Source organism: Actinoplanes sp. NPDC026670 (genome assembly GCF_040638175.1).
Lineage (GTDB): Bacteria > Actinomycetota > Actinomycetes > Mycobacteriales > Micromonosporaceae > Actinoplanes.
Window position 1 is genome coordinate 157,837 of record NZ_JBEZXU010000009.1, and the last position, 16,767, is coordinate 174,603.

The 16,767-nt window shown below is 71.3% G+C and carries 20 protein-coding genes; 7 read left to right on the plus strand and 13 right to left on the minus strand.

Annotated features, from left to right (window positions below):
* Window positions 1–194: 194 nt before the first annotated feature.
* Entirely contained in the window at window positions 195–692 is a 498-nt protein-coding gene (locus AB0E94_RS11850) for an HXXEE domain-containing protein (protein ID WP_360325393.1), read from the minus strand.
* Between the two features lie 103 nt (window positions 693–795).
* On the opposite strand from AB0E94_RS11850, the gene AB0E94_RS11855 reads away from it, so the two are divergent.
* Complete coding sequence (locus AB0E94_RS11855; RefSeq protein WP_360325394.1) at window positions 796–1,299, plus strand: hypothetical protein; 504 nt, start codon at window positions 796–798, stop codon at window positions 1,297–1,299.
* Between the two features lie 255 nt (window positions 1,300–1,554).
* Here AB0E94_RS11855 and AB0E94_RS11860 read toward each other — a convergent pair whose 3' ends face one another.
* Complete coding sequence (locus tag AB0E94_RS11860; RefSeq protein WP_360325395.1) at window positions 1,555–1,962, minus strand: VOC family protein; 408 nt, start codon at window positions 1,960–1,962, stop codon at window positions 1,555–1,557.
* Between the two features lie 28 nt (window positions 1,963–1,990).
* On the minus strand, window positions 1,991–2,908 hold the full coding sequence (locus AB0E94_RS11865) for a helix-turn-helix domain-containing protein (protein WP_360325397.1): 918 nt from the start codon (window positions 2,906–2,908) through the stop codon (window positions 1,991–1,993).
* A 45-nt stretch (window positions 2,909–2,953) separates the two neighbouring features.
* Here AB0E94_RS11865 and AB0E94_RS11870 point away from each other — a divergent pair, with 45 nt between their 5' ends.
* Window positions 2,954–4,063 (plus strand): FAD-dependent monooxygenase, encoded by a 1,110-nt coding sequence (locus tag AB0E94_RS11870; protein ID WP_360325399.1) that lies wholly within the window; start codon window positions 2,954–2,956, stop codon window positions 4,061–4,063.
* 4 nt (window positions 4,064–4,067) lie between these two features.
* On the opposite strand, the gene AB0E94_RS11875 is transcribed toward AB0E94_RS11870, so the two are convergent.
* From AB0E94_RS11875 to AB0E94_RS11905, 7 genes are all read right to left on the minus strand, one after another.
* On the minus strand, window positions 4,068–4,694 hold the full coding sequence (locus tag AB0E94_RS11875; RefSeq protein ID WP_360325400.1) for a response regulator transcription factor: 627 nt from the start codon (window positions 4,692–4,694) through the stop codon (window positions 4,068–4,070).
* Complete coding sequence (locus AB0E94_RS11880; protein WP_360325401.1) at window positions 4,691–5,959, minus strand: sensor histidine kinase; 1,269 nt, start codon at window positions 5,957–5,959, stop codon at window positions 4,691–4,693. Before AB0E94_RS11880 ends, AB0E94_RS11875 begins: the two co-directional genes overlap by 4 nt.
* Window positions 5,960–5,961: 2 nt before the next feature.
* A complete protein-coding gene (locus tag AB0E94_RS11885) occupies window positions 5,962–6,702 on the minus strand; it encodes an ABC transporter permease (RefSeq protein WP_360325403.1) in 741 nt (246 codons plus the stop codon).
* A gap of 5 nt (window positions 6,703–6,707) precedes the next feature.
* Window positions 6,708–7,601 (minus strand): ABC transporter ATP-binding protein, encoded by an 894-nt coding sequence (locus AB0E94_RS11890; RefSeq protein WP_360325405.1) that lies wholly within the window; start codon window positions 7,599–7,601, stop codon window positions 6,708–6,710.
* 82 nt (window positions 7,602–7,683) lie between these two features.
* Window positions 7,684–8,823: a glycosyltransferase gene (locus AB0E94_RS11895; protein WP_360325407.1), complete on the minus strand. Its 1,140-nt coding sequence runs from the start codon at window positions 8,821–8,823 to the stop codon at window positions 7,684–7,686.
* Window positions 8,824–9,000: 177 nt separating this feature from the next.
* On the minus strand, window positions 9,001–9,879 hold the full coding sequence (locus AB0E94_RS11900; protein ID WP_360325408.1) for a Scr1 family TA system antitoxin-like transcriptional regulator: 879 nt from the start codon (window positions 9,877–9,879) through the stop codon (window positions 9,001–9,003).
* 37 nt (window positions 9,880–9,916) lie between these two features.
* Window positions 9,917–10,045 carry a hypothetical protein gene (locus AB0E94_RS11905; protein ID WP_360325410.1) on the minus strand — a complete coding sequence of 43 codons (129 nt, stop codon included), beginning with the start codon at window positions 10,043–10,045 and terminating at the stop codon, window positions 9,917–9,919.
* 343 nt (window positions 10,046–10,388) lie between these two features.
* Here AB0E94_RS11905 and AB0E94_RS11910 point away from each other — a divergent pair, with 343 nt between their 5' ends.
* Together AB0E94_RS11910 and AB0E94_RS11915 are read left to right on the plus strand one after the other, a co-directional pair.
* A complete protein-coding gene (locus tag AB0E94_RS11910) occupies window positions 10,389–10,604 on the plus strand; it encodes a hypothetical protein (RefSeq protein WP_360325412.1) in 216 nt (71 codons plus the stop codon).
* Entirely contained in the window at window positions 10,604–10,846 is a 243-nt protein-coding gene (locus tag AB0E94_RS11915; RefSeq protein ID WP_360325413.1) for a hypothetical protein, read from the plus strand. The genes AB0E94_RS11910 and AB0E94_RS11915 overlap by 1 nt, the downstream gene beginning before the upstream one ends.
* Here AB0E94_RS11915 and AB0E94_RS11920 read toward each other — a convergent pair.
* Entirely contained in the window at window positions 10,812–12,374 is a 1,563-nt protein-coding gene (locus AB0E94_RS11920) for an NAD(P)/FAD-dependent oxidoreductase (RefSeq protein WP_360325415.1), read from the minus strand. The genes AB0E94_RS11915 and AB0E94_RS11920 overlap by 35 nt on opposite strands.
* Before the next feature lie 80 nt (window positions 12,375–12,454).
* On the opposite strand from AB0E94_RS11920, the gene AB0E94_RS11925 reads away from it, so the two are divergent.
* Window positions 12,455–12,919 carry an SRPBCC family protein gene (locus AB0E94_RS11925; RefSeq protein ID WP_360325417.1) on the plus strand — a complete coding sequence of 155 codons (465 nt, stop codon included), beginning with the start codon at window positions 12,455–12,457 and terminating at the stop codon, window positions 12,917–12,919.
* Between the two features lie 86 nt (window positions 12,920–13,005).
* On the opposite strand, the gene AB0E94_RS11930 is transcribed toward AB0E94_RS11925, so the two are convergent.
* Entirely contained in the window at window positions 13,006–14,304 is a 1,299-nt protein-coding gene (locus AB0E94_RS11930; protein WP_360325418.1) for a hypothetical protein, read from the minus strand.
* A 145-nt stretch (window positions 14,305–14,449) separates the two neighbouring features.
* Between AB0E94_RS11930 and AB0E94_RS11935 the strand changes: the two genes are divergently transcribed.
* Window positions 14,450–14,659, plus strand: a complete 210-nt coding sequence (locus AB0E94_RS11935; RefSeq protein ID WP_360325420.1) for a hypothetical protein — start codon at window positions 14,450–14,452, stop codon at window positions 14,657–14,659.
* A 285-nt stretch (window positions 14,660–14,944) separates the two neighbouring features.
* Here AB0E94_RS11935 and AB0E94_RS11940 read toward each other — a convergent pair whose 3' ends face one another.
* Complete coding sequence (locus tag AB0E94_RS11940) at window positions 14,945–15,451, minus strand: hypothetical protein (RefSeq protein WP_360325421.1); 507 nt, start codon at window positions 15,449–15,451, stop codon at window positions 14,945–14,947.
* 109 nt (window positions 15,452–15,560) lie between these two features.
* Here AB0E94_RS11940 and AB0E94_RS11945 point away from each other — a divergent pair, with 109 nt between their 5' ends.
* Entirely contained in the window at window positions 15,561–15,917 is a 357-nt protein-coding gene (locus tag AB0E94_RS11945; RefSeq protein WP_360325423.1) for a DUF6401 family natural product biosynthesis protein, read from the plus strand.
* Window positions 15,918–16,767: the final 850 nt, after the last annotated feature.

Sequence of the window (16,767 nt, forward strand, 5' to 3'; positions counted from 1 at the left end):
ATTCTCTCAGTCGCCGCCGTCCCCGCCCACCCGGCGTCCGCAAACACACTGCCGGCGGTTCCCCGTCGACAGCAGTGATCTGCGTGGTGACCCGCGGTTCGAATCGAGCCGCAGATGCCCACGCGGGCTGCCCGCCTTCACGGCGTGGTGACCTGTGGCCCGATCCGAGCCACAGATGTCCACGCGGACCGGCGTCAGCCGGGGGCAATGAGCGTGCGCGACAAGGCCTGCGCGAGGGCGGTCAGGACTATCGCGGCCACTGCCACCACGATGATGGTGCGGGTGGGGACCGGGGGCCGGTGGAAGTGACGGCGGGTGCGGAACGCATACGGGATGACCAGCAGAATCGCGGTCACCAGGCCGGGGACGTAACCGCGCACCAGCAGCGCCTGTCCGGCATGGACCACGCCGTGCCACCCGAAGACCAGCACCGCCGCCTGGAAGAACAGTGACCGGCCGCCGGTTCGGGCGCCCCGCACGGCCGCGGCCAGCACCGCGATCCCCACCAGCGCCGCCGCCACCGCGAACCTGGGCGTCGTCGTGCCGATGCTGTTCACCACGGCCGGTGGCCAGCCCTCGGCCAGCAGGCGTGGCGTGGTCCGGGCCGACCACCAGGTCGCGGTCAGCACCTCCTCCACGTCGTGGGCCGCCCAGGCGACGAAGAGTCCGTAACAGACCAGCCGGTGGGACATGCGAGTGATCGTCACAGGATGCAACGACGACGAAAAGGGGTAGGTAAGAATGCTGACGGCCGCCGGTTGCCTCGGGCGGCCGACAGGAGAAAGGGACAAGCGCGTGACGGATCGACCGCTCTATGCCGAACTGGGGTTCACCGACGCCGAGTGGGGGCTGCTGACCGGCCTGCCGCAGTCGGTGCTGACCGCCGCCAGCGCCGCCAGCCCGGACAGCGCGCGTAAGACCCGGGCCGAGAGCGCGGCCGGGCTGGACCGGATCTCGGACGCCAGGTCGTCGGCCAGCCCCCTGGTCGCGGCGGTCGCCACGGCCGCGGTCGCCGAGGCCGGTGACCCGGAGATCGGCGAGGAGCCGCCGGTGATCCAGCCGGGTGACCCGGCCGGGTACGCGGCGGACGTCGTCGCCCGCGCCGGTGAGGCGGCGGCGCTGCTGGCCGCGAAGGCGTCCCCGGCCGACGCCGAGACCTACAAGCACTGGCTCGTGGAGATCGCCGACGAGGTGGTGGGCGCGGCCTCCACGGGCGGTGTCCTCGGCATCGGCGGCGAGACGGTCACCGACAGCGAGCGCGCGTTCCGCGACGACCTGGCCAAGGCCCTGGCCCGCTGATCACCCGGGGTCGCGGCGCGGTGCCGCGACCCCAGCCGTCGCCCACGACGCTTTCGCGGTCCGCATTACCGCGGTCAGCGACGGCCGGGCCCGCCAGCCGTCGCCCACGACGCTTTCGCGGCGCGCATTACCGCGGTCAGCGACGGCTGGCGGTTTTCGGGTGACCAACGGCTTCCGCCCGAGAGGCGCCTTGGCGGGCGGGAGTGGGGCCTGCGTCGCGTGGGTAGCCACGGGACTCTGCATAGCCGTACCGAATCAGTGGGGTTCTCCGCGGTATGTCCCGAAATGCCAGAGGTTGCCCTCGGGATCGCGCGCCGTGAAGTCCTCTGATCCGTAGTCGGTGGTGAAGGGCGCGCGGATGATCTCGGCCCCGGCGGCGGCCGCGCGGGCGTGCAACGCCTCGATGTCGTCGGCGACGATGTAGGCGCCGAATGTTCCCGGTTTGAGGTTCCACGGGTTGTCCGGGTCGTCGCGCGTCGAGCCGAGCATGAGGCCGCCGCCGAGGGGCCAGCGAAGTTCGGCGTGCGCGACGAACTCGCCCTCGCCGTGTACTGCCGTCGCGACGAATCCGAACGCGTCGGACAGGAAGCGGATCAGGGCGCGGGCGTCGGTGGCCCGCAACGTCGGCCACACCTGTGGTGGCGGTGTCGTCTTGTCGTTCATCACCCCATCGTCGGTGGGCGGACGCCGGTCAGGCTTGGACAAAACCGAACTCGTCGGCCGGGCCGGACGCGCCCGCGAACCCGAAGGCCGCGCCCGGGCCGAACGCGCCTGCGGAGCCGAACTCGGCGGCCGGGCCGAACTCGCCTGCGGAGCCGAAGGCCGCGCCCGGGCCGAACTCGTCGGCCAGCCAGCGGGACGGGGTGCAGCCGGCGAAGGCGCGGAAGTCGCGGACCAGGTGGGACTGGTCGGCGTAGCCGTGTGCGGCAGCCACGTCGGCGATCCGGACACCGGGGCGAACCGCGCGACGGGCCCGGTCGAAACGGGCGATCCGGGCGGCTTCCTTGGGGCGGATGCCGAGTTCGGCACGGAACCGGTCGGTGAGATGGCGTGCGCTCCAGCCGATCCGCTCGGCCGTCTCGGAGACCGGCACACCGTTGTTGACCAGGTGGAACGCGTGGGTCACCGGGGCCGGCCCGGCAGTGTCGCGCAGCCGCCCGCCGAGCGCCCGGTCGAGGACCGCGAACCGGGCCGGCCAGTCCTGAGCGAAGTGCAGCCGCTCCCGGACCCGGTCGACGAACGTCTCGCCGAAGACGGCGGCGGCGTCCACGTCGAGGTTGGCCACCTCGGCGGCGGGCAGCCCGAGCAGCGGCCGGCAGCCTTCCGGCCGGACCGCCACCTGCACCCCCGACTGGCTGCCGTCGTGGCTGATCAGGGCCGGGACGAGGTGCAGGCCGCCGAGGAGCGAACGGTACCGGCCGGGCGCCTGTCCCGGGTCGGGGTGGGCGGCGATGACGAGCGGCTCGTCCAGCGTGAAGATCAACGTCAGGTAGGGCGACGGCAGGCCCCGGTGGGTGGCCGGGGCGAGACCGCGCTGCCGGTAGCCGGAGTAGAACGCGACATGCGGGCGCAGCACCGGGGCCGGGCGGGCGTGCGCGTACTCGTCCATCCCCCGAGTCTGCCCGCCGGCCGGGGCGAATGCGACGATGCGAGGATGCCGCACGCAGTAGTGATCGGGGCCGGGATCGGTGGGCTCGCCGCCGCGGTGGCGTTGCGCCGCCAGGGCTGGGACGTCACGGTTCTGGAGCGCGCCGCCGCGCTCGAACCGGTCGGCGCCGGTCTGGCCGTCGCCCCGAACGCGTTACGGGTCCTGGACGCCCTCGGTGTCGGCGAGCGGATCCGGGAGCTGTCGGGTCTGCAAGGGGCGGCCGGCATCCAGCGTCCGGACGGGCGCTGGATCACCCGGACCGACGCCACGAAAGCCGCCAAGCGCTACGGCGAGCCGGTGATCATCGTGCATCGGGCCACCCTGATGGCGACGCTCGCCGACGCCCTCGACCCCGGCACGGTCCGGCTGGGCCGGCCGGCCGGCGACGTCGATCCGGCGACCGGCCGGGTGGTCACCGCGGACGGTCCGCTCACCGCCGATCTGGTGGTCGCGGCCGACGGGCTTCATTCAGCGGTACGGGCGAAGCTGTTCCCGGAACATCCCGGCCCGGTCTACACGGGTGTGACGAGCTGGCGCATCGTCGTCCCGCACCCGGGCGGCGCCGTTCTGCCCGCCGAGACCTGGGGTGACGGCAAGGTGTTCGGGGTGGCGGTGCTCGGCGACGGCCGGGTCTACGCCTACGCCACCGCTCCCGCCCCGGCCGGCGCCCGTGCGGCCGTGGAGAAGGACGAGATGCTGCGTCTCTTCGGGGCGTGGCACGAGCCGGTTCCGTCGCTGATCGCGGCGGCCACCGAGGTGGTGCGCACCGACATCCGCTGCCTCGACGAGCCGCTGCCACGGTTCCACTCCGGCCGGGTGGCCCTGCTCGGCGACGCCGCCCACGCCATGACACCCAACCTCGGGCAGGGCGCCTGCCAGGCTCTGGAGGACGCGCTGGTGCTGGCCCGGCACGCGGATGATCTGCCCGGCTATTCGGCGGCGCGGGTGGGCCGTACCACCGAGATCGCCCGTGCGTCGCGGCGGGTGGGCCGCGTCGCCGGGCTGAGCAACCCGGTCGCCGCGTTCCTCCGCAACACCGCCATGTCGCTGGCCGGCCGTTTCGGCCCGGACACCGTGCTGCGCCAGATGGACCCGATCCTCAGCTGGCGTCCCTAGCGCCTCAGTCGCGGCGGATCAGGCCCTGTTCGATGGCGGTGGCGACGGCGGCGGCCCGGTCCCGGACGCCGAGTTTGGCGTAGGCGTGCAGCAGGTGCGTCTTGACCGTGGCCTCGCTGATGAACAGGCGTTTCGCGGTCTCCCGGTTGGAACAGCCGCGGGCGATAAGGGTGAGCACCTCGATCTCGCGCTGGCTGAGCGGCTCCTTGGCGGGTGACCGGAGCTGGCCCATGAGCCGGCCGGCGACCGCCGGGGAGAGCACCGACTCGCCGCGGTGGGCGGCCACGACGGCGCGGAACAGCTCCTCGCGCGGGGTGTCCTTGAGCAGGTATCCGGTGGCGCCGGCCTTGATCGCGGGCAGCACGTCGCTGTCGGTGTCGTAGGTGGTCAGCACCAGGACGCGGGCGGCCGAGCCCCGGGCCTTCAGCTCGCGGATGGTGGAGACGCCGTCCATCACCGGCATCCGCAGGTCCATCAGGACCACGTCGGGGGCGAGCGCCTCGGTGACCGCCAGGGCCTCCCGTCCGTCGCCGGCCTCGCCGAGCACGGTGAACCTGTCATCGCCGGCGAACATGCCGCGCAGGCCGTCCCGGACCACCGGGTGATCGTCCACGATGACGACCCTGATCATGCTGCTCCCCCTAGGGCCAGTGCCGGTACGCAAGCGGAGACGGCGGTGCCGCCGCCGGGTTCGGACTCGACCTCGAGGGTGCCGGCGACCCGGGTGAGGCGTTCCCGCATGGCGCGCAGACCGTAGCCGCCCTCCTCGGTCACCTCCCGCGGGGCCTCCGGGTCGAAGCCGGCTCCGTCGTCGCGGACGTCGAGCGTCACCACGTCCTCCATGTAGGAGAGGGTCAGGCCGACCCGGCCGGCGGCGGCGTGCTTGGCCACGTTCGCGAGGGCTTCCTGAGCGGTCCGCAGCAGGGTCGTCTCGATCTCCGGCAGCAGCGGCCGGGCCACCCCGGTGGTGGTCAGGTCGGCGCGGACCCCGTGCAGCTCGGACCAGCCCTGGAGCACCTCGCCGAGGGCCTCGGGCAGGCGGGCCGCGTCCAGGTGCTGGGGCCGTAGCGCCTGCACCGACCGGCGGGCCTCGGCCAGGCTCTCCCGGGCGAGCCGTTTCGCCGCCGCCAGGTGCCGGTCGCGGTCGCCGGGGTGCGACTCGGCCGCCTCCAGCTGGGTGACGATGCCGGTCAGGCCCTGGGCCAGGACGTCGTGGATCTCGCCGGCCATCCGCTGCCGTTCATTGTGGACGCCCGCCTCGTGGGCCTGGACCAGGAGCTGGGCGTGCAGTCCGGCATTTTCCTGGAGGGCGGCGGCGAGCTTGGCGTTGGCCTCGGCCAGCTGGTCGATCCGGCGGACCCGGGTGTCGGCCTCCCGCTCGTCGCGCAGGGTCACCCACGTCATGATCCCGGCGATCAGCAGGTTACAGAGCAGCACCGCGAGGTAGATGATGTATCCGCCGTCCTCGTTGGCGATGGTGTTCCATCCGCCGATCTGGGACATCGCGTTGATCGCGGCGACCGGGAGGGTCCCGGCCAGCTGCCACCGGCCGGGGACGGCGTAACCGAGGAAGATGTAGCCGGTCCAGGTGAAGACGCCGAAGAGCGGGCTGCACATCACCAGCGAGAAGTTCAGGCCGAGCAGTCCGACCAGGAAGATCAGCATCAGCGCCTGACGCCGCTGCCAGCCCGGGTGCAGGTCAACCCACCAGGCGATCCACAGTGCGGTCACGAGCGTGACCACGGTGGTGGTGCCGAGGTCCTTCTGGGGCAGGCCCTCGACGCCCTGGGTGACCACCGACAGCAGCAGCGAGCCGAACAGGGTGCCGTAGGACAGCCAGGTGCGCCAGAGCTCCCGGTTCGCGGCCGGTCCCCCCAGCGCCTCAGGCTTGAGCATCGTCACTCCCAGCGGAAGAGTTTGATCGCGGCGGCCCCGCAGATCACCAGGTATGCCACCAGAACCGTAATCGAGAGCAGGTCCGGCGACTGCCCCATGAGGGCGTCGGTCATCAGGTCCTGGCCGGCGGCGAACGGGGTGAAGTCACCGACCTTCTCCAGCATCTCCGGCATCAGACCGCGGGGCACCCACAGACCGGCGAAGAACATCAGCGGGAAGAACAGGAACGTGCCGATCGCGTTGGCGGTCTTGCCGGTCGGCGCGACCGCGGCCAGCAGCAGGCCGATCGAGAACGCTCCGGCACAGTTGAGCAGGACCGCGAGCAGGAACAGGGCCGGGCTCTGCGGGAACGGCACGTCGAAGACGAGGATCGCCACCGTGTAGACCAGCACCATCGACACCAGCACGGTGACGAGGTTCATCACCAGCTGGGCGGCGAGCAGGGTGGGCGGGGCCGCCGGGGTGGTGGCGAGCCGGCGCAGGATGCCACGCTCCCGGTAGGTGGCCAGCACCGATGGCAGGCCCTGCAACCCGATGATGCCGATCGCCATGCCGAGCGCGAGGCCGGCGTACAGGTCGATCACCCGCAGGCCGCCCAGCTCCGGCGGCGCCTCCTGCATGGTCGGCACGTTGCCGAGGATCACCACCAGCAGGACCGGGAAGAGCAGGGTGAAGAAGGCGTAGAGCGGATCGCGCAGGGTGAGCCGGAACTCGGTGGTCGTGATCTTGGTGAAGACGGTCATGACGGTCACTCCTTGCCGGTCAGCTGGACGAAGGCGTCGTCGAGAGTGGACTGCTCGAGGGTCAGCTCGGCGGCCACGATGCCGTTGCGGGCGAGCACCGCGACGACCGCGTGCAGCACGTTGCCGGTGCCGACGACCTCGATCCGCGGGCCCTGGCGGCGCAGCTCACGCACCTCGGGCAACACGGTCAGCAGTTCGTCCTCGATCGGCGTCGACGGCCGGAAACGGATCCGCTGCTCGTTGCCGGCCCGCTCGACCAGACCGGCCGGGGTGTCCAGGGCCGCCACCGCGCCCTTGTCGATCACCACGATCCGGTCGCAGAGGCGCTCGGCCTCCTCCATGAAGTGGGTGACCAGCAGCAGGGTGACGCCCCGGTCGCGGATGCCGGAGATCAGGTCCCAGGTCTCCCGGCGGGCCTGCGGGTCCAGCCCGGTGGTCAGCTCGTCCAGGATGGCGATCTCCGGGTTGCCGATCAGCGCCAGCGCGATCGACAGGCGCTGCTTCTGGCCACCGGAGAGCTTGCCGAACCGCGACTTCAGCTTCGGCGTCAGGCCCAGATCGTCGGCGAGGGCCCGCCAGTCGGCCGGGTTCGGGTAGAAGGTGCTGTACAGCTCCAGCGCCTCCCGGACGGTGATCTTCTCCTGGAGTTCGCTCTCCTGGAGCTGCACACCGATGACCGACCGCAGGGACGGGTCGCCCGCGGGGCGTCCGAGGACCGTGATCGATCCGGAGTCGGGGGTACGCAGGCCGCTGATGCACTCGACGGTGGTGGTCTTGCCAGCGCCGTTCGGGCCGAGGATGCCGAAGATCTCACCGGGTTCGACACTGAAGGACACGTCTCGTACGGCGACGGTCTCGCCGTACCGCTTCGCCAGGTTCTTGACCTCGATGACTGTCATGCATAGAGCGTCACCCGGAGGCGGGGGTGCCCGAATCGAACAGCGGGCGACGGATCCGGTCCACCGATCGGTTGATGCCGCCCTACACCGCGTCTTCCACCACGGCCGGGGTACGCCGCAGACTCGCGTAGACCGAGCCGACCTGCGCGGCCACCCGCTTCCACGAATACGCCTGCCGGGCCCGGTCCAGGGCCGCCGTCGCGTAGGTGAACCGCCGCACCTTGTCGTTGACCAGCCGGCGCAGCGCGCCACCGAGGGCCCGCGGGTCCCGCTCCGGCACCAGGTCACCGGTCAGGCCGTCGACCACCGTCTCGGTGAGCGAACCGGCCGCCGGGCCGACGATCGGCACACCACAGGCCATCGCCTCGAGAGCGGCCTGCTCCTCCCACGGGGTGGCGATCAGCACGTCGGCGGACCGGTACCAGCTCGGCAGGTCCCGGTGCGCGACCGCGCCGACCATCCGGAACCGGTCGGCCACCTTGAACTGCTCGGCCATCGACTGGAGCAGCCGGGCCCCCGGGTCGGTGGGCAGCCGGTCCGCAGGCGGGCCGCCGACCACCACCACCTCGGCGCCGGGGACGTACCGCATCGCCTGGATGACGTCGCCGAACCCCTTGCGCTCGACCAGCTTGCCGACCGACAGGATCCGGGGGCGCTCCGGGTCACGCTGGACCGCCGGGCCATCCGGGGTGAACGTCTCGCTGTCCACGCCGGCCGGCACCACGGTCAGGCTGGCCCGCGGGACACCGATCCGGACCAGGCCACGGACCTCCTCCTGGGTCTGCGCGACCACCCGGTCCACCGCCCGGCCGAGCGCCCGCTCGTAGCCGGACCGGGACGGGCCGTCCGCGACCTCACCGAACTCGCCCAGCTCGTGGAACGACTGGACGACCGGGATGTTCAGCTGCCGGGCGGCGGTCACCGCGGCCAGGCCGCTGGTCCAGAAATGGGCGTGCGCCACGTCCGGCTGCCAGCCGTCCCGCCACTGTTCGCCGAGGATCCGGGCGAACTCCCCCATGTGCGGCAGCACCAGGTCGGACGGCAACGGGCGGGGCGGGCCGGCGGCGATGTGCACCACATGCACGCCGCTCGAGGTGACGACCACCTCGGCGACGTCCGGGTCCTCACGGCGGGTGTAGATCCGGACGTCGTGGCCCAGTTCGGCCAGCGCGGCCGACAGGTCGGCGACGTCAGCGTGTTCGGAGATCATCGCAATGTGCACGGGGTCTCCTCCAGCGGGCCGGGATCGGGTACGGGCCAGCAGTTGCCCGACAGCACGAACGGTAAACATGGGCTGACCGTTACGGACTCCGTGAGCAGGGTAAACCGCCTGCCGTGCCGGTCGTGGCACGAACCGCTCAGGCACCACCCGACCAGGTCTGGCCGGCATCGCCGAAGATCAGCGGCCCGCGGACAGGGAGAGGTAGAGGTCCCGGTACTTGTCCAGGATCGGCTCGATGTCGGCGGTGGCGGACGCGGCGAGGATGTCGAAGATCTTCCGGTACGCCCGGAGGTCCGAGACCACCTCGGCAGTGAACGACACCGTATAGAGGTCGATCAGTACGTGGGTGTCGTCGAGCAGCTCGAACCCGTGCATGAGGGGGAAGGTCAGCGGCACATCCGCCGGGATGATCCCGATCGTGACGTTGTCCCGTCGTGCGAGCTCCCGGATCCGGCGGATCTGCGACACCATGTCCTCCGGGTTTCCCAGCCGGTGGCTGAGTGTCGCCTCAGCCAGGATCAGGTGGAAGGACCTGTTGGAGGCGGTGAGGATGCGCTGCCTCTGCAACCGCCCTCCGACGGCGGCGATCAGATCGGCCGCAGCCTCCTCGCTGGAGTCGCCGAGCTCCTCGTACCACGGCCGCATCACCGCCTCGGCGTAGCCGCTGACCTGAAGCAGGCCCGGCACGATGGACGGCTGGAAGATGCGGATCTCCCGGGCCGTCGATTCGGCCTGCTGCACCTCGATCTGCTTGCGGGCGACCTCACTGAAGTGCTCCACGCGCCACTCGTCGGTGTCGCCGCCGCGCCGGGACTCCACCGCCAGCCGCACCAGGTCGTCGACTTCAGCGGGCTCCATCCGCATCGCCTCGGCGAGGCGGCGGACGTCCTCGGGATTCGCTGACGTGTGGCCCGTCTCGATCCGGGACACCTTCGACTGCGTCAGGCCGGACCGGGCGGCCAACAGGCTGCCACTGAGACGAAGGCTCTCGCGGCGGGCCCGCAGACGCTCACCCACGGTCCGCGGGCCGGAACCGGGCTCCTGATCGTCAGTCATGAGCCCAGCCTCCCTGCTCTTCTCCGGATCTCGGGCCTCAGGGCTCCACCATGTGGGCCGTCTCGGCGAGCAGAGACAGCGGAATCTCCACCATCTGCTCACCCGCGGGCATGTCGACCCCGGCCGCACGAGCCTCTTCAGCAGTGACGGTGTAGCCCTGAACCATCACCGTTCCCCTATTTGTCGTATAGACAGTGGGGCATGTCCCATTTGCGCACGAAAAAGCCAGCGTTGTAAGCGCAAGGGGCGACAAATCAGCATTTGACATGCCTAATGCTTGCATCCTCGCCTGACGTGATTCAGAGCGCCCCAAGGCTCCGCCATGCACGATCCACCCATCGTCGACGGGAGTCAATGCGCGGCACTCCTTCGGCATCGGCTGTGCACGGGTAGACGATTCAGTCACCCATCGATGCATTGCATTGACCATGTTCTGCATTGCATGCTCGAACCAGGTCGACCTCACGCCAGCGAAGGCGCACAGCATCCCTCCGCCACAGGGGGCCACCATGCCGACAACCGACCTGTCCCTCGGACTGCACAGCGGCAGTCTTCTCTACCTGATCATCGCGGGAACGTGCCTGGTCCTCGCGCTGCATCTCCTCAAGCGCGCCACCGCCCCGATCGGCGCTCTGGTACAGGCCGCCGCCGCGCTCGCCGCCGTCGGTCTCGCCGTGGCGACCGCGCTGGTCTTCATCGCCGCGGCCCTGGTCGGAGGCCTCTGATGATCGTCGCCGCCGTCGCCCTGCTGGTGATGTTCCTCCTGGTCGTGGAGCTCGTGGCCGCGATCGCCCCGATTCTGATCATCGTGACGCTGGTGCCCAGGGAGGACCGCCCGGCGCTGGCCCACCTGCTCGCCCAGGTGGACAGCTCCCGGCGGCTCCGGCTCTGGCCGGCGCTGCGTGCCGCCGCGGCCCGGCGCCGGAGCCTGCTCAGCGGTAGATCACCCGGTGGGCCGCGCCGATGACGGCCGGGTAGAGCGGATTGCCGTGCCTGGCCAGGGCGGCGCGTGCCGCGTTGGCGCCCGGCGCCCCGTGCACGCCGCCGCCCGGATGGGCCGACGAACTGCCGAGGAACAACCTGTCGACGGGGGTGTCGGCCCGGCCGAGGCCCGGCACCGGGCGCAGGAACAACTGCTGGAACGCGGCCGCGGTGCCACCGCCGAGCGCGCCGCCGACGAGCGACGGGTTCTCCCGTTCCATGTCGGCCGGGGCGAACACGTTGCGGGCCACGATCTCGCTCCGGAAGCCGGGCGCCTGCTCCTCGATCACCGCCTCCATCCGTTCCACATGCGCGGCGATCTCGTCGGCGTGCCAGGACGGCCGGTGCGGCAGGTGGGTGTACGCCCACATCGACTCGGTGCCGTCCGGTGACCGGGTGGCGTCGGTGGTGGTCATCTGCCCGAGCAGCAGGAACGGGTCGGGCGGGATCTCACCGGCGGCGAGGTGGGCGGCGTACCTGGTGAGGCCGTTCATGTCGGCGCCCAGGTGCACGGTGCCCGCGCCGGCGGCGGCCGGGTTCTTCCACGGGACCTTCGACCGTACCGCCCAATCGATCTTGATCGTCGCCCCGTCCCACCGGAAATGGGTCAGGTCCTCGGTGAGCCGGGGCGGCAGCCAGCGTTCGCCGACCAGGTCGAGGTAGAGGGCCGGGGCGGGCACGTCGGCGATCACCGCCCGGCGGGCCCGCCAGTCCCGGCCGTCCGCGGTGCGCACCCCCATGGCCCGACCTCGCGCCACCAGCACCCGGGTGACCGGGGCGTCGTAGACGATCTCCCCCGGGAAGCGGCGGACCAGCGCCGAGGTCAGCTGGCCGGCCCCGCCGACCGGGGCCGGCCAGCCGACCTCCTGGCCGAGCATGGCGAGCAGCCAGCCGTAGACGCCGCCGCCCGCCTCGTCCGGGGACAGGTCGGTGTGCAGGGTGCAGCCGGCCAGGGCCAGGGCCGCGCCCTCCCCGTCGAACAGCTCCGAACCCAGCTCGCGCACCGACAGCACCATCCGCCGGGCCAGTCGCAGCGCGCCGCCGGCCTTGAGCCGCCGGAGCAGCCCCACGCTGGGCCGGACCGGCGGGAACGGCGTGAACAGGGTGTCCAGCATCGAGCCGGAGACGGCCCGCCAGTCGGCGTAGGCGTGCCGCCACCGGTCGCCGTCACCCGGCGCGAACTGCTCCATCGACTCGGCGGTCCGGTCGACGTCGCGGCTGACCGTGGCGGCCCGCCCGTCCGGGAGCAGGTGCGTGTACACGTCCGGCGCGTGGGTCCAGGCGATGTCGAGGTCGAGGCGGTTCAGCACCGGGGAGGCGTACCCGAGCGGGTAGAAGGCACTGAAGAGGTCGGAGAGGTAGCCGGGCGCGGTCACGTGCCCGGAGCGGACCGCCCCGCCCGGTTGCGGGGTGGCCTCCAGCACCCGGACCGTCCATCCAGCGTCGGCCAGCAGGTTCGCCGCGACGAGGCCGTTGTGCCCGGCCCCGACGACGATGGCGTCCACGTCGTCCACATTTCGCAAGCTACCCGGTGTTTAGGGCATCCGCTCCCGGGCACCCAGTGATCGTGACAAGCAAGTGAAGGGAGAACCTCGTGAGCACGGTCACCGAGTTCGTTGACGTCAACGTCCCGGTCCGCACCGCCTACAACCAGTGGACCCAGTTCGAGGAGTTCCCCCGGTTCATGGAGGGGGTCAGCGAGATCCGCCAGCTCGACGACACCCACACACACTGGAAGACCGAGATCGCCGGCATCAAGCGCGAATTCGACGCCGAGATCACCGAGCAGCTGCCCGACGAGCGGGTGGCCTGGCATGCGACCGACGGCGAGAAGCAGGCCGGTGTGGTCACGTTCCACCGGATCGACGACACCCACACCCGGGTCACCGTGCAGATGGACTTCGATCCGCAGGGCTTCATCGAGACCGCGGGCGACAAGCTCGGCGTCATCGACCGCCGGGTGAAGAGCGATCTGCACCGGTTCAAGGAGTTCATCGAGAGCCGCGGCGGGATCGAGACCGGCGCATGGCGCGGCCAGGTCGACCGGCCCGGCGCCTGAACATTCGGCTCACCCCGGGAGACGGCCGCCGATCGGTGGCCGTCTCCTGTTTTTCATTTTTGGTACGGCTACGAAGAACACTGAGCCTACGACGGCCCGGCAGGCGAGACACCGGACCGAATCCCGGCCTCCGGGCTGATCCGGTGGTCACCGGCTGCCCGGTCCCGCTTCGGCGTCTTCGCCACCCCGGACCGGGTCCCCTTCGCCGCGCCGTCACCAGGCGACCCGCCGTTCCGTAGCGGATCAGCGGTTTTGCCGGGCGCATTCTTCGCCGGCCCGCCGGTCGGCTCGGCGGCCGCCGTGTCCCGGTCGGGCCTCGATGACTGGGTGCCGGGGCGCGGGTTACCAGGCGCGGACTTCTGCCCCTTGCCGGGCGCGGGCTTCTGCCCCTTCCCTGACGCGGGCTTCTGCCCCTTTCCTGGCGCGGCCATCTGGTCCCGCCCGGGCTCGGCCTTCTGGCCCTGGGCGGGAGTCCGCCGGATCTTCCGGGCGCTCTGATCGGGCGCGGGCGCGGATCCGGGCCGTTGTCCCTTCCTGGCCGGCTTCCGCTGATCAGTCGACCGTTTCGGCTGCTCCGCGGCCGGTTTCGGATGCTGGCCGGCCGGTTTCGGATGCTGGCCGGCCGGGTTCGGCTGCTCGACGGCCGGGTTCGGGGCGGGGCGCCGGATCGCCGGGCCGGGCTGCCGGGTGGCCGGCTCCGGGGCGTCCAGTGGATCCCGGTCCGCTGGCCGCCGGAGGACGAGGGCGCCGATGCCGCCGTCGGCGCGGATCGCGTACCGGTCGAGGGCCTCCTGGAAGTCCGGCTCACGCAGCACGGTGCCGGCGGCGGTGCCGTTGTTGGCGATCCACGGCGTCTCCACCGATCCCGCGCCCTGAGTGAGGTGGATCCGCACCGGGGTCCCCCGCCGCACCGACACCACGGCCGTGCCGATCCCGCCGGTGAAGACGACCGGAACCGTCCCGTCCGGCTCCGGCAGCCACACCTCGGCCAGCCCGGCCGAGCCGACCTCGACCCGGTGCACCCGGCCGTCCCGCAGGTTGAGCTGCTGTTCCCCGGCCCCGGCCGGCAGCCGGATGTCCCATCGCACATTCCGGTTCAGGACGATCCGCACCTCGTCCAGGCCGTCCCCGTCGGCCTCGTTGAGCCGCAGCGTGACCCGGCCGTCCCGGCGGCTCACCACCGGCACGAGACCCGCGTCGGAGGCGGTGCTGATCCGGTAGAGCAGGCCCGGCAGGCGCGCGAAGCGTACCCGTACCCGCGCCGCGGCATCACCCACAGTGAGCCACGCGGCGGTCCGGCCGTCCAGCGGCCCGGCGACCATCCGTTCGTCGGCCACCGGCCCGACGTCCGCCGGAGGCGGCGCGGCCGGCGTCGGCCAGACCATCGCGACGCCTCCCACCGCCAGCGCCACAACCCCGGTGGCGACGACAATTGAGCGACGGAGACGCAAGTCGGAGGGCACCATCGGACAACGGAGAATCGGCCGAACGGGTGACGGCGATCCGCCCATATCGCGCCAGACTTTCTGGGTGCGATCTGTCGGTTTCCTCTCCGAGCGTCAGCGCCGCTTCGCCTGGGTCGGCTTCCTCCTGGCCGCTTTCCAGGCTCCCCTGGCAGCAAAGCTGGTCGATGACGCGTCCTGGTTCTTCGCCGTCGTGGTGGCCATGGTGGTAGCCACCGTGATCATCGCCGACGACGCCGAGCGCCGCCGCCCGGAAACCGCCGACTACCCGGAGTAACCCTCGGCTCAGCCGTCGATCTCTTCGCCCGGGCCGCCCGCCACTTCCAGCGGGCAGCCGCCTCATGACTCGGACCGCCCGGCTCTCCTGCGGGCCGCCTGCGTCCTCACTCGGGTCGCCGCCTCGTTACGCGAGCCGCCCGGCTCCTCCTGCGGGCTGCCCGCCTCCTCACTCGGGCAGCCCGGCTCTTCCTGCGGGCCGCTGCCTCGAGCCGCCCGGCCTTTCTCACGGGTCGCCTGCGTCCTTACTCGGGCCGCCCGGCCCTTCCTGCGGATCGCCGCGTCCTTACTCGGGCCGCCCGGGTCGGTCGTCCGGCTCGGCCGGTGGCGTGCTTTCTTCTTCTCGTCCCGGTCGCGCCTCGTGGCCGGGACGTCCGTGTGTCCGCCGTCGTTCCTTGAGGCCCGCCTCGTAGAGATGCCGCCGCCCACCCGCGAGCCGCATCCGAGCCTCCCGTTCGATCTCCCGGAACTCGGCGTAGTACCCGTCGTCGAACTCCTCGACGACCTGGAACGTCCACCGCCCCGGAAGGACGTTGCGCCCGATCAGCTCCCGCTCGATCCGTTCGGCCGTCTCGGTGTGCCCCGCCTGCATGAAGAGCGAGACCGCCGCATCCAGCGAGAAGTCCGCCATCCCGACGAGCTGGTGCACGCTGTAGAGGTGCCCGCGCACCCGCTCGACGGTCTCCAGCGCCTCGCTGAGCTTCCCGAGCGCCTCGACCGTGACGTCGTCCAGGCCGTCCGGCGGCCGGTGCGCCGCATCCGGCCCGTCGCCGCCGGGTTCCACACCGCCCATGACCACTCCTCCCGTTCCGCCACCCCCATTTCCCGGCCCGGACGAGTTCAACCGGCCTGCAACGCTGAGAGACCCGTCGGTCACCCTGGGCTCCCTAACGTTTCTTCTCATGAATGGCCTGTTCAGCAACGCCGCCGCCCGCGCTGCTCAGCGCTCCGCCCACGCTTCGCTCGCCGACCTGACCGCCGCTGTCGGCGTGACCGGTCTCGCCGCCGCCCAGGCGAACCCCGGCCTCATGTCGGTCATCGACCAGCACGCCGCCGGTATCCGGGACAGCCTCAACGCCGACTCCCGCCCGCTGACCGCGATCCTGCTCGCGGCCTACGCCGAGGGTGTCCGCGACGCCGCGTTCCAGCACGGCTGGGTCGCCCCCGAGGACGAGATCGACTGGTCCGAGAACGACTGGGTGCTGCGCCGCCTCCTCGCGGTCTGCATGCTGGCCACAACCCTGCCGGCCCCGAACTGACCCCTCCAAGGCATCGGGCCACCACGGTCATCCCGCGCTGAGGCATCGGGCCACCACGGTCGTCTCGTACTGAGGCACCGGGCCACCACGTTTGTCCCGTGCTGAGGTGCCGGGCACCACGGTCGTCTCGTGCTGACGCATCGGGCCACCACGTTTGTCTGGTGCTGACGCCCGCCATCTGTTGACCAACCCCGGCCGGTTGATTCGGCCACCCTGCCACCCGAATCGTTCCCCGACCACGAGGGCCGGCACCGGAACCCCGGTGCCGGCCCTCCGTCATGAAGCTTCTTCAAGGCTTTCGCCCCGTCCGCGGTCATCCCTCTGCCGTGCGATGTTTCCGGCCCAGTCTTCGGACTGTCGAACCGATCACGCATGCAACTGAGGCACCGGACCGAGGCCGGGAATGTCGCATTCGCGAAGGATCGGTCCCAGGCCAACGCTGTAGATCTTGCACAGTTCTCCACCTTCGCAGCGATCTTGCATGATTTTTCATGCCTGGACGTGGTTTGTCATGCAAGATCCATCGCGCCGAGGAGACCTTGCAACTTTCTTCCCGTCAGGATGCGAAAAGGGCTGCAAGATCGGCGCGAGGGTGAAAAGTCGTGCAAGATCCGCGAACGACGAACCGCGAACGACGAGCAACGAGCCGAAGGCGACGAGCAACGAGCCGTGAGCAACGAGCCGTGGCGACGAGCAACGGGCCATGGGCGACAAGCCGTAAGCGACGAGCAACGAGCAACGATCCGTGAGCGACAAGCCGTGGCGACGAGCAACGGGCCATGGGCGACAAGCCGTAAGCGACGAGCAACGAGCAACGATCCGTGAGCGACAAGCCGTGGCGACGAGCAAC

What these genes read in the sequence shown, in the direction of transcription:
- AB0E94_RS11890 (WP_360325405.1), bottom strand. Translation starts at nt 7,601, where the DNA reads ATGACAGTCATCGAGGTCAAGAACCTGGCGAAGCGGTACGGCGAGACC.
- AB0E94_RS11945 (WP_360325423.1), top strand. Translation starts at nt 15,561, where the DNA reads ATGAATGGCCTGTTCAGCAACGCCGCCGCCCGCGCTGCTCAGCGCTCC.
- AB0E94_RS11900 (WP_360325408.1), bottom strand. Translation starts at nt 9,879, where the DNA reads ATGACTGACGATCAGGAGCCCGGTTCCGGCCCGCGGACCGTGGGTGAG.
- AB0E94_RS11880 (WP_360325401.1), bottom strand. Translation starts at nt 5,959, where the DNA reads ATGCTCAAGCCTGAGGCGCTGGGGGGACCGGCCGCGAACCGGGAGCTC.
- AB0E94_RS11885 (WP_360325403.1), bottom strand. Translation starts at nt 6,702, where the DNA reads ATGACCGTCTTCACCAAGATCACGACCACCGAGTTCCGGCTCACCCTG.
- AB0E94_RS11940 (WP_360325421.1), bottom strand. Translation starts at nt 15,451, where the DNA reads ATGGGCGGTGTGGAACCCGGCGGCGACGGGCCGGATGCGGCGCACCGG.
- AB0E94_RS11910 (WP_360325412.1), top strand. Translation starts at nt 10,389, where the DNA reads ATGCCGACAACCGACCTGTCCCTCGGACTGCACAGCGGCAGTCTTCTC.
- AB0E94_RS11870 (WP_360325399.1), top strand. Translation starts at nt 2,954, where the DNA reads ATGCCGCACGCAGTAGTGATCGGGGCCGGGATCGGTGGGCTCGCCGCC.
- AB0E94_RS11930 (WP_360325418.1), bottom strand. Translation starts at nt 14,304, where the DNA reads ATGGTCTGGCCGACGCCGGCCGCGCCGCCTCCGGCGGACGTCGGGCCG.
- AB0E94_RS11865 (WP_360325397.1), bottom strand. Translation starts at nt 2,908, where the DNA reads ATGGACGAGTACGCGCACGCCCGCCCGGCCCCGGTGCTGCGCCCGCAT.
- AB0E94_RS11860 (WP_360325395.1), bottom strand. Translation starts at nt 1,962, where the DNA reads ATGAACGACAAGACGACACCGCCACCACAGGTGTGGCCGACGTTGCGG.
- AB0E94_RS11850 (WP_360325393.1), bottom strand. Translation starts at nt 692, where the DNA reads ATGTCCCACCGGCTGGTCTGTTACGGACTCTTCGTCGCCTGGGCGGCC.
- AB0E94_RS11905 (WP_360325410.1), bottom strand. Translation starts at nt 10,045, where the DNA reads ATGGTTCAGGGCTACACCGTCACTGCTGAAGAGGCTCGTGCGGCCGGG.
- AB0E94_RS11915 (WP_360325413.1), top strand. Translation starts at nt 10,604, where the DNA reads ATGATCGTCGCCGCCGTCGCCCTGCTGGTGATGTTCCTCCTGGTCGTG.
- AB0E94_RS11875 (WP_360325400.1), bottom strand. Translation starts at nt 4,694, where the DNA reads ATGATCAGGGTCGTCATCGTGGACGATCACCCGGTGGTCCGGGACGGC.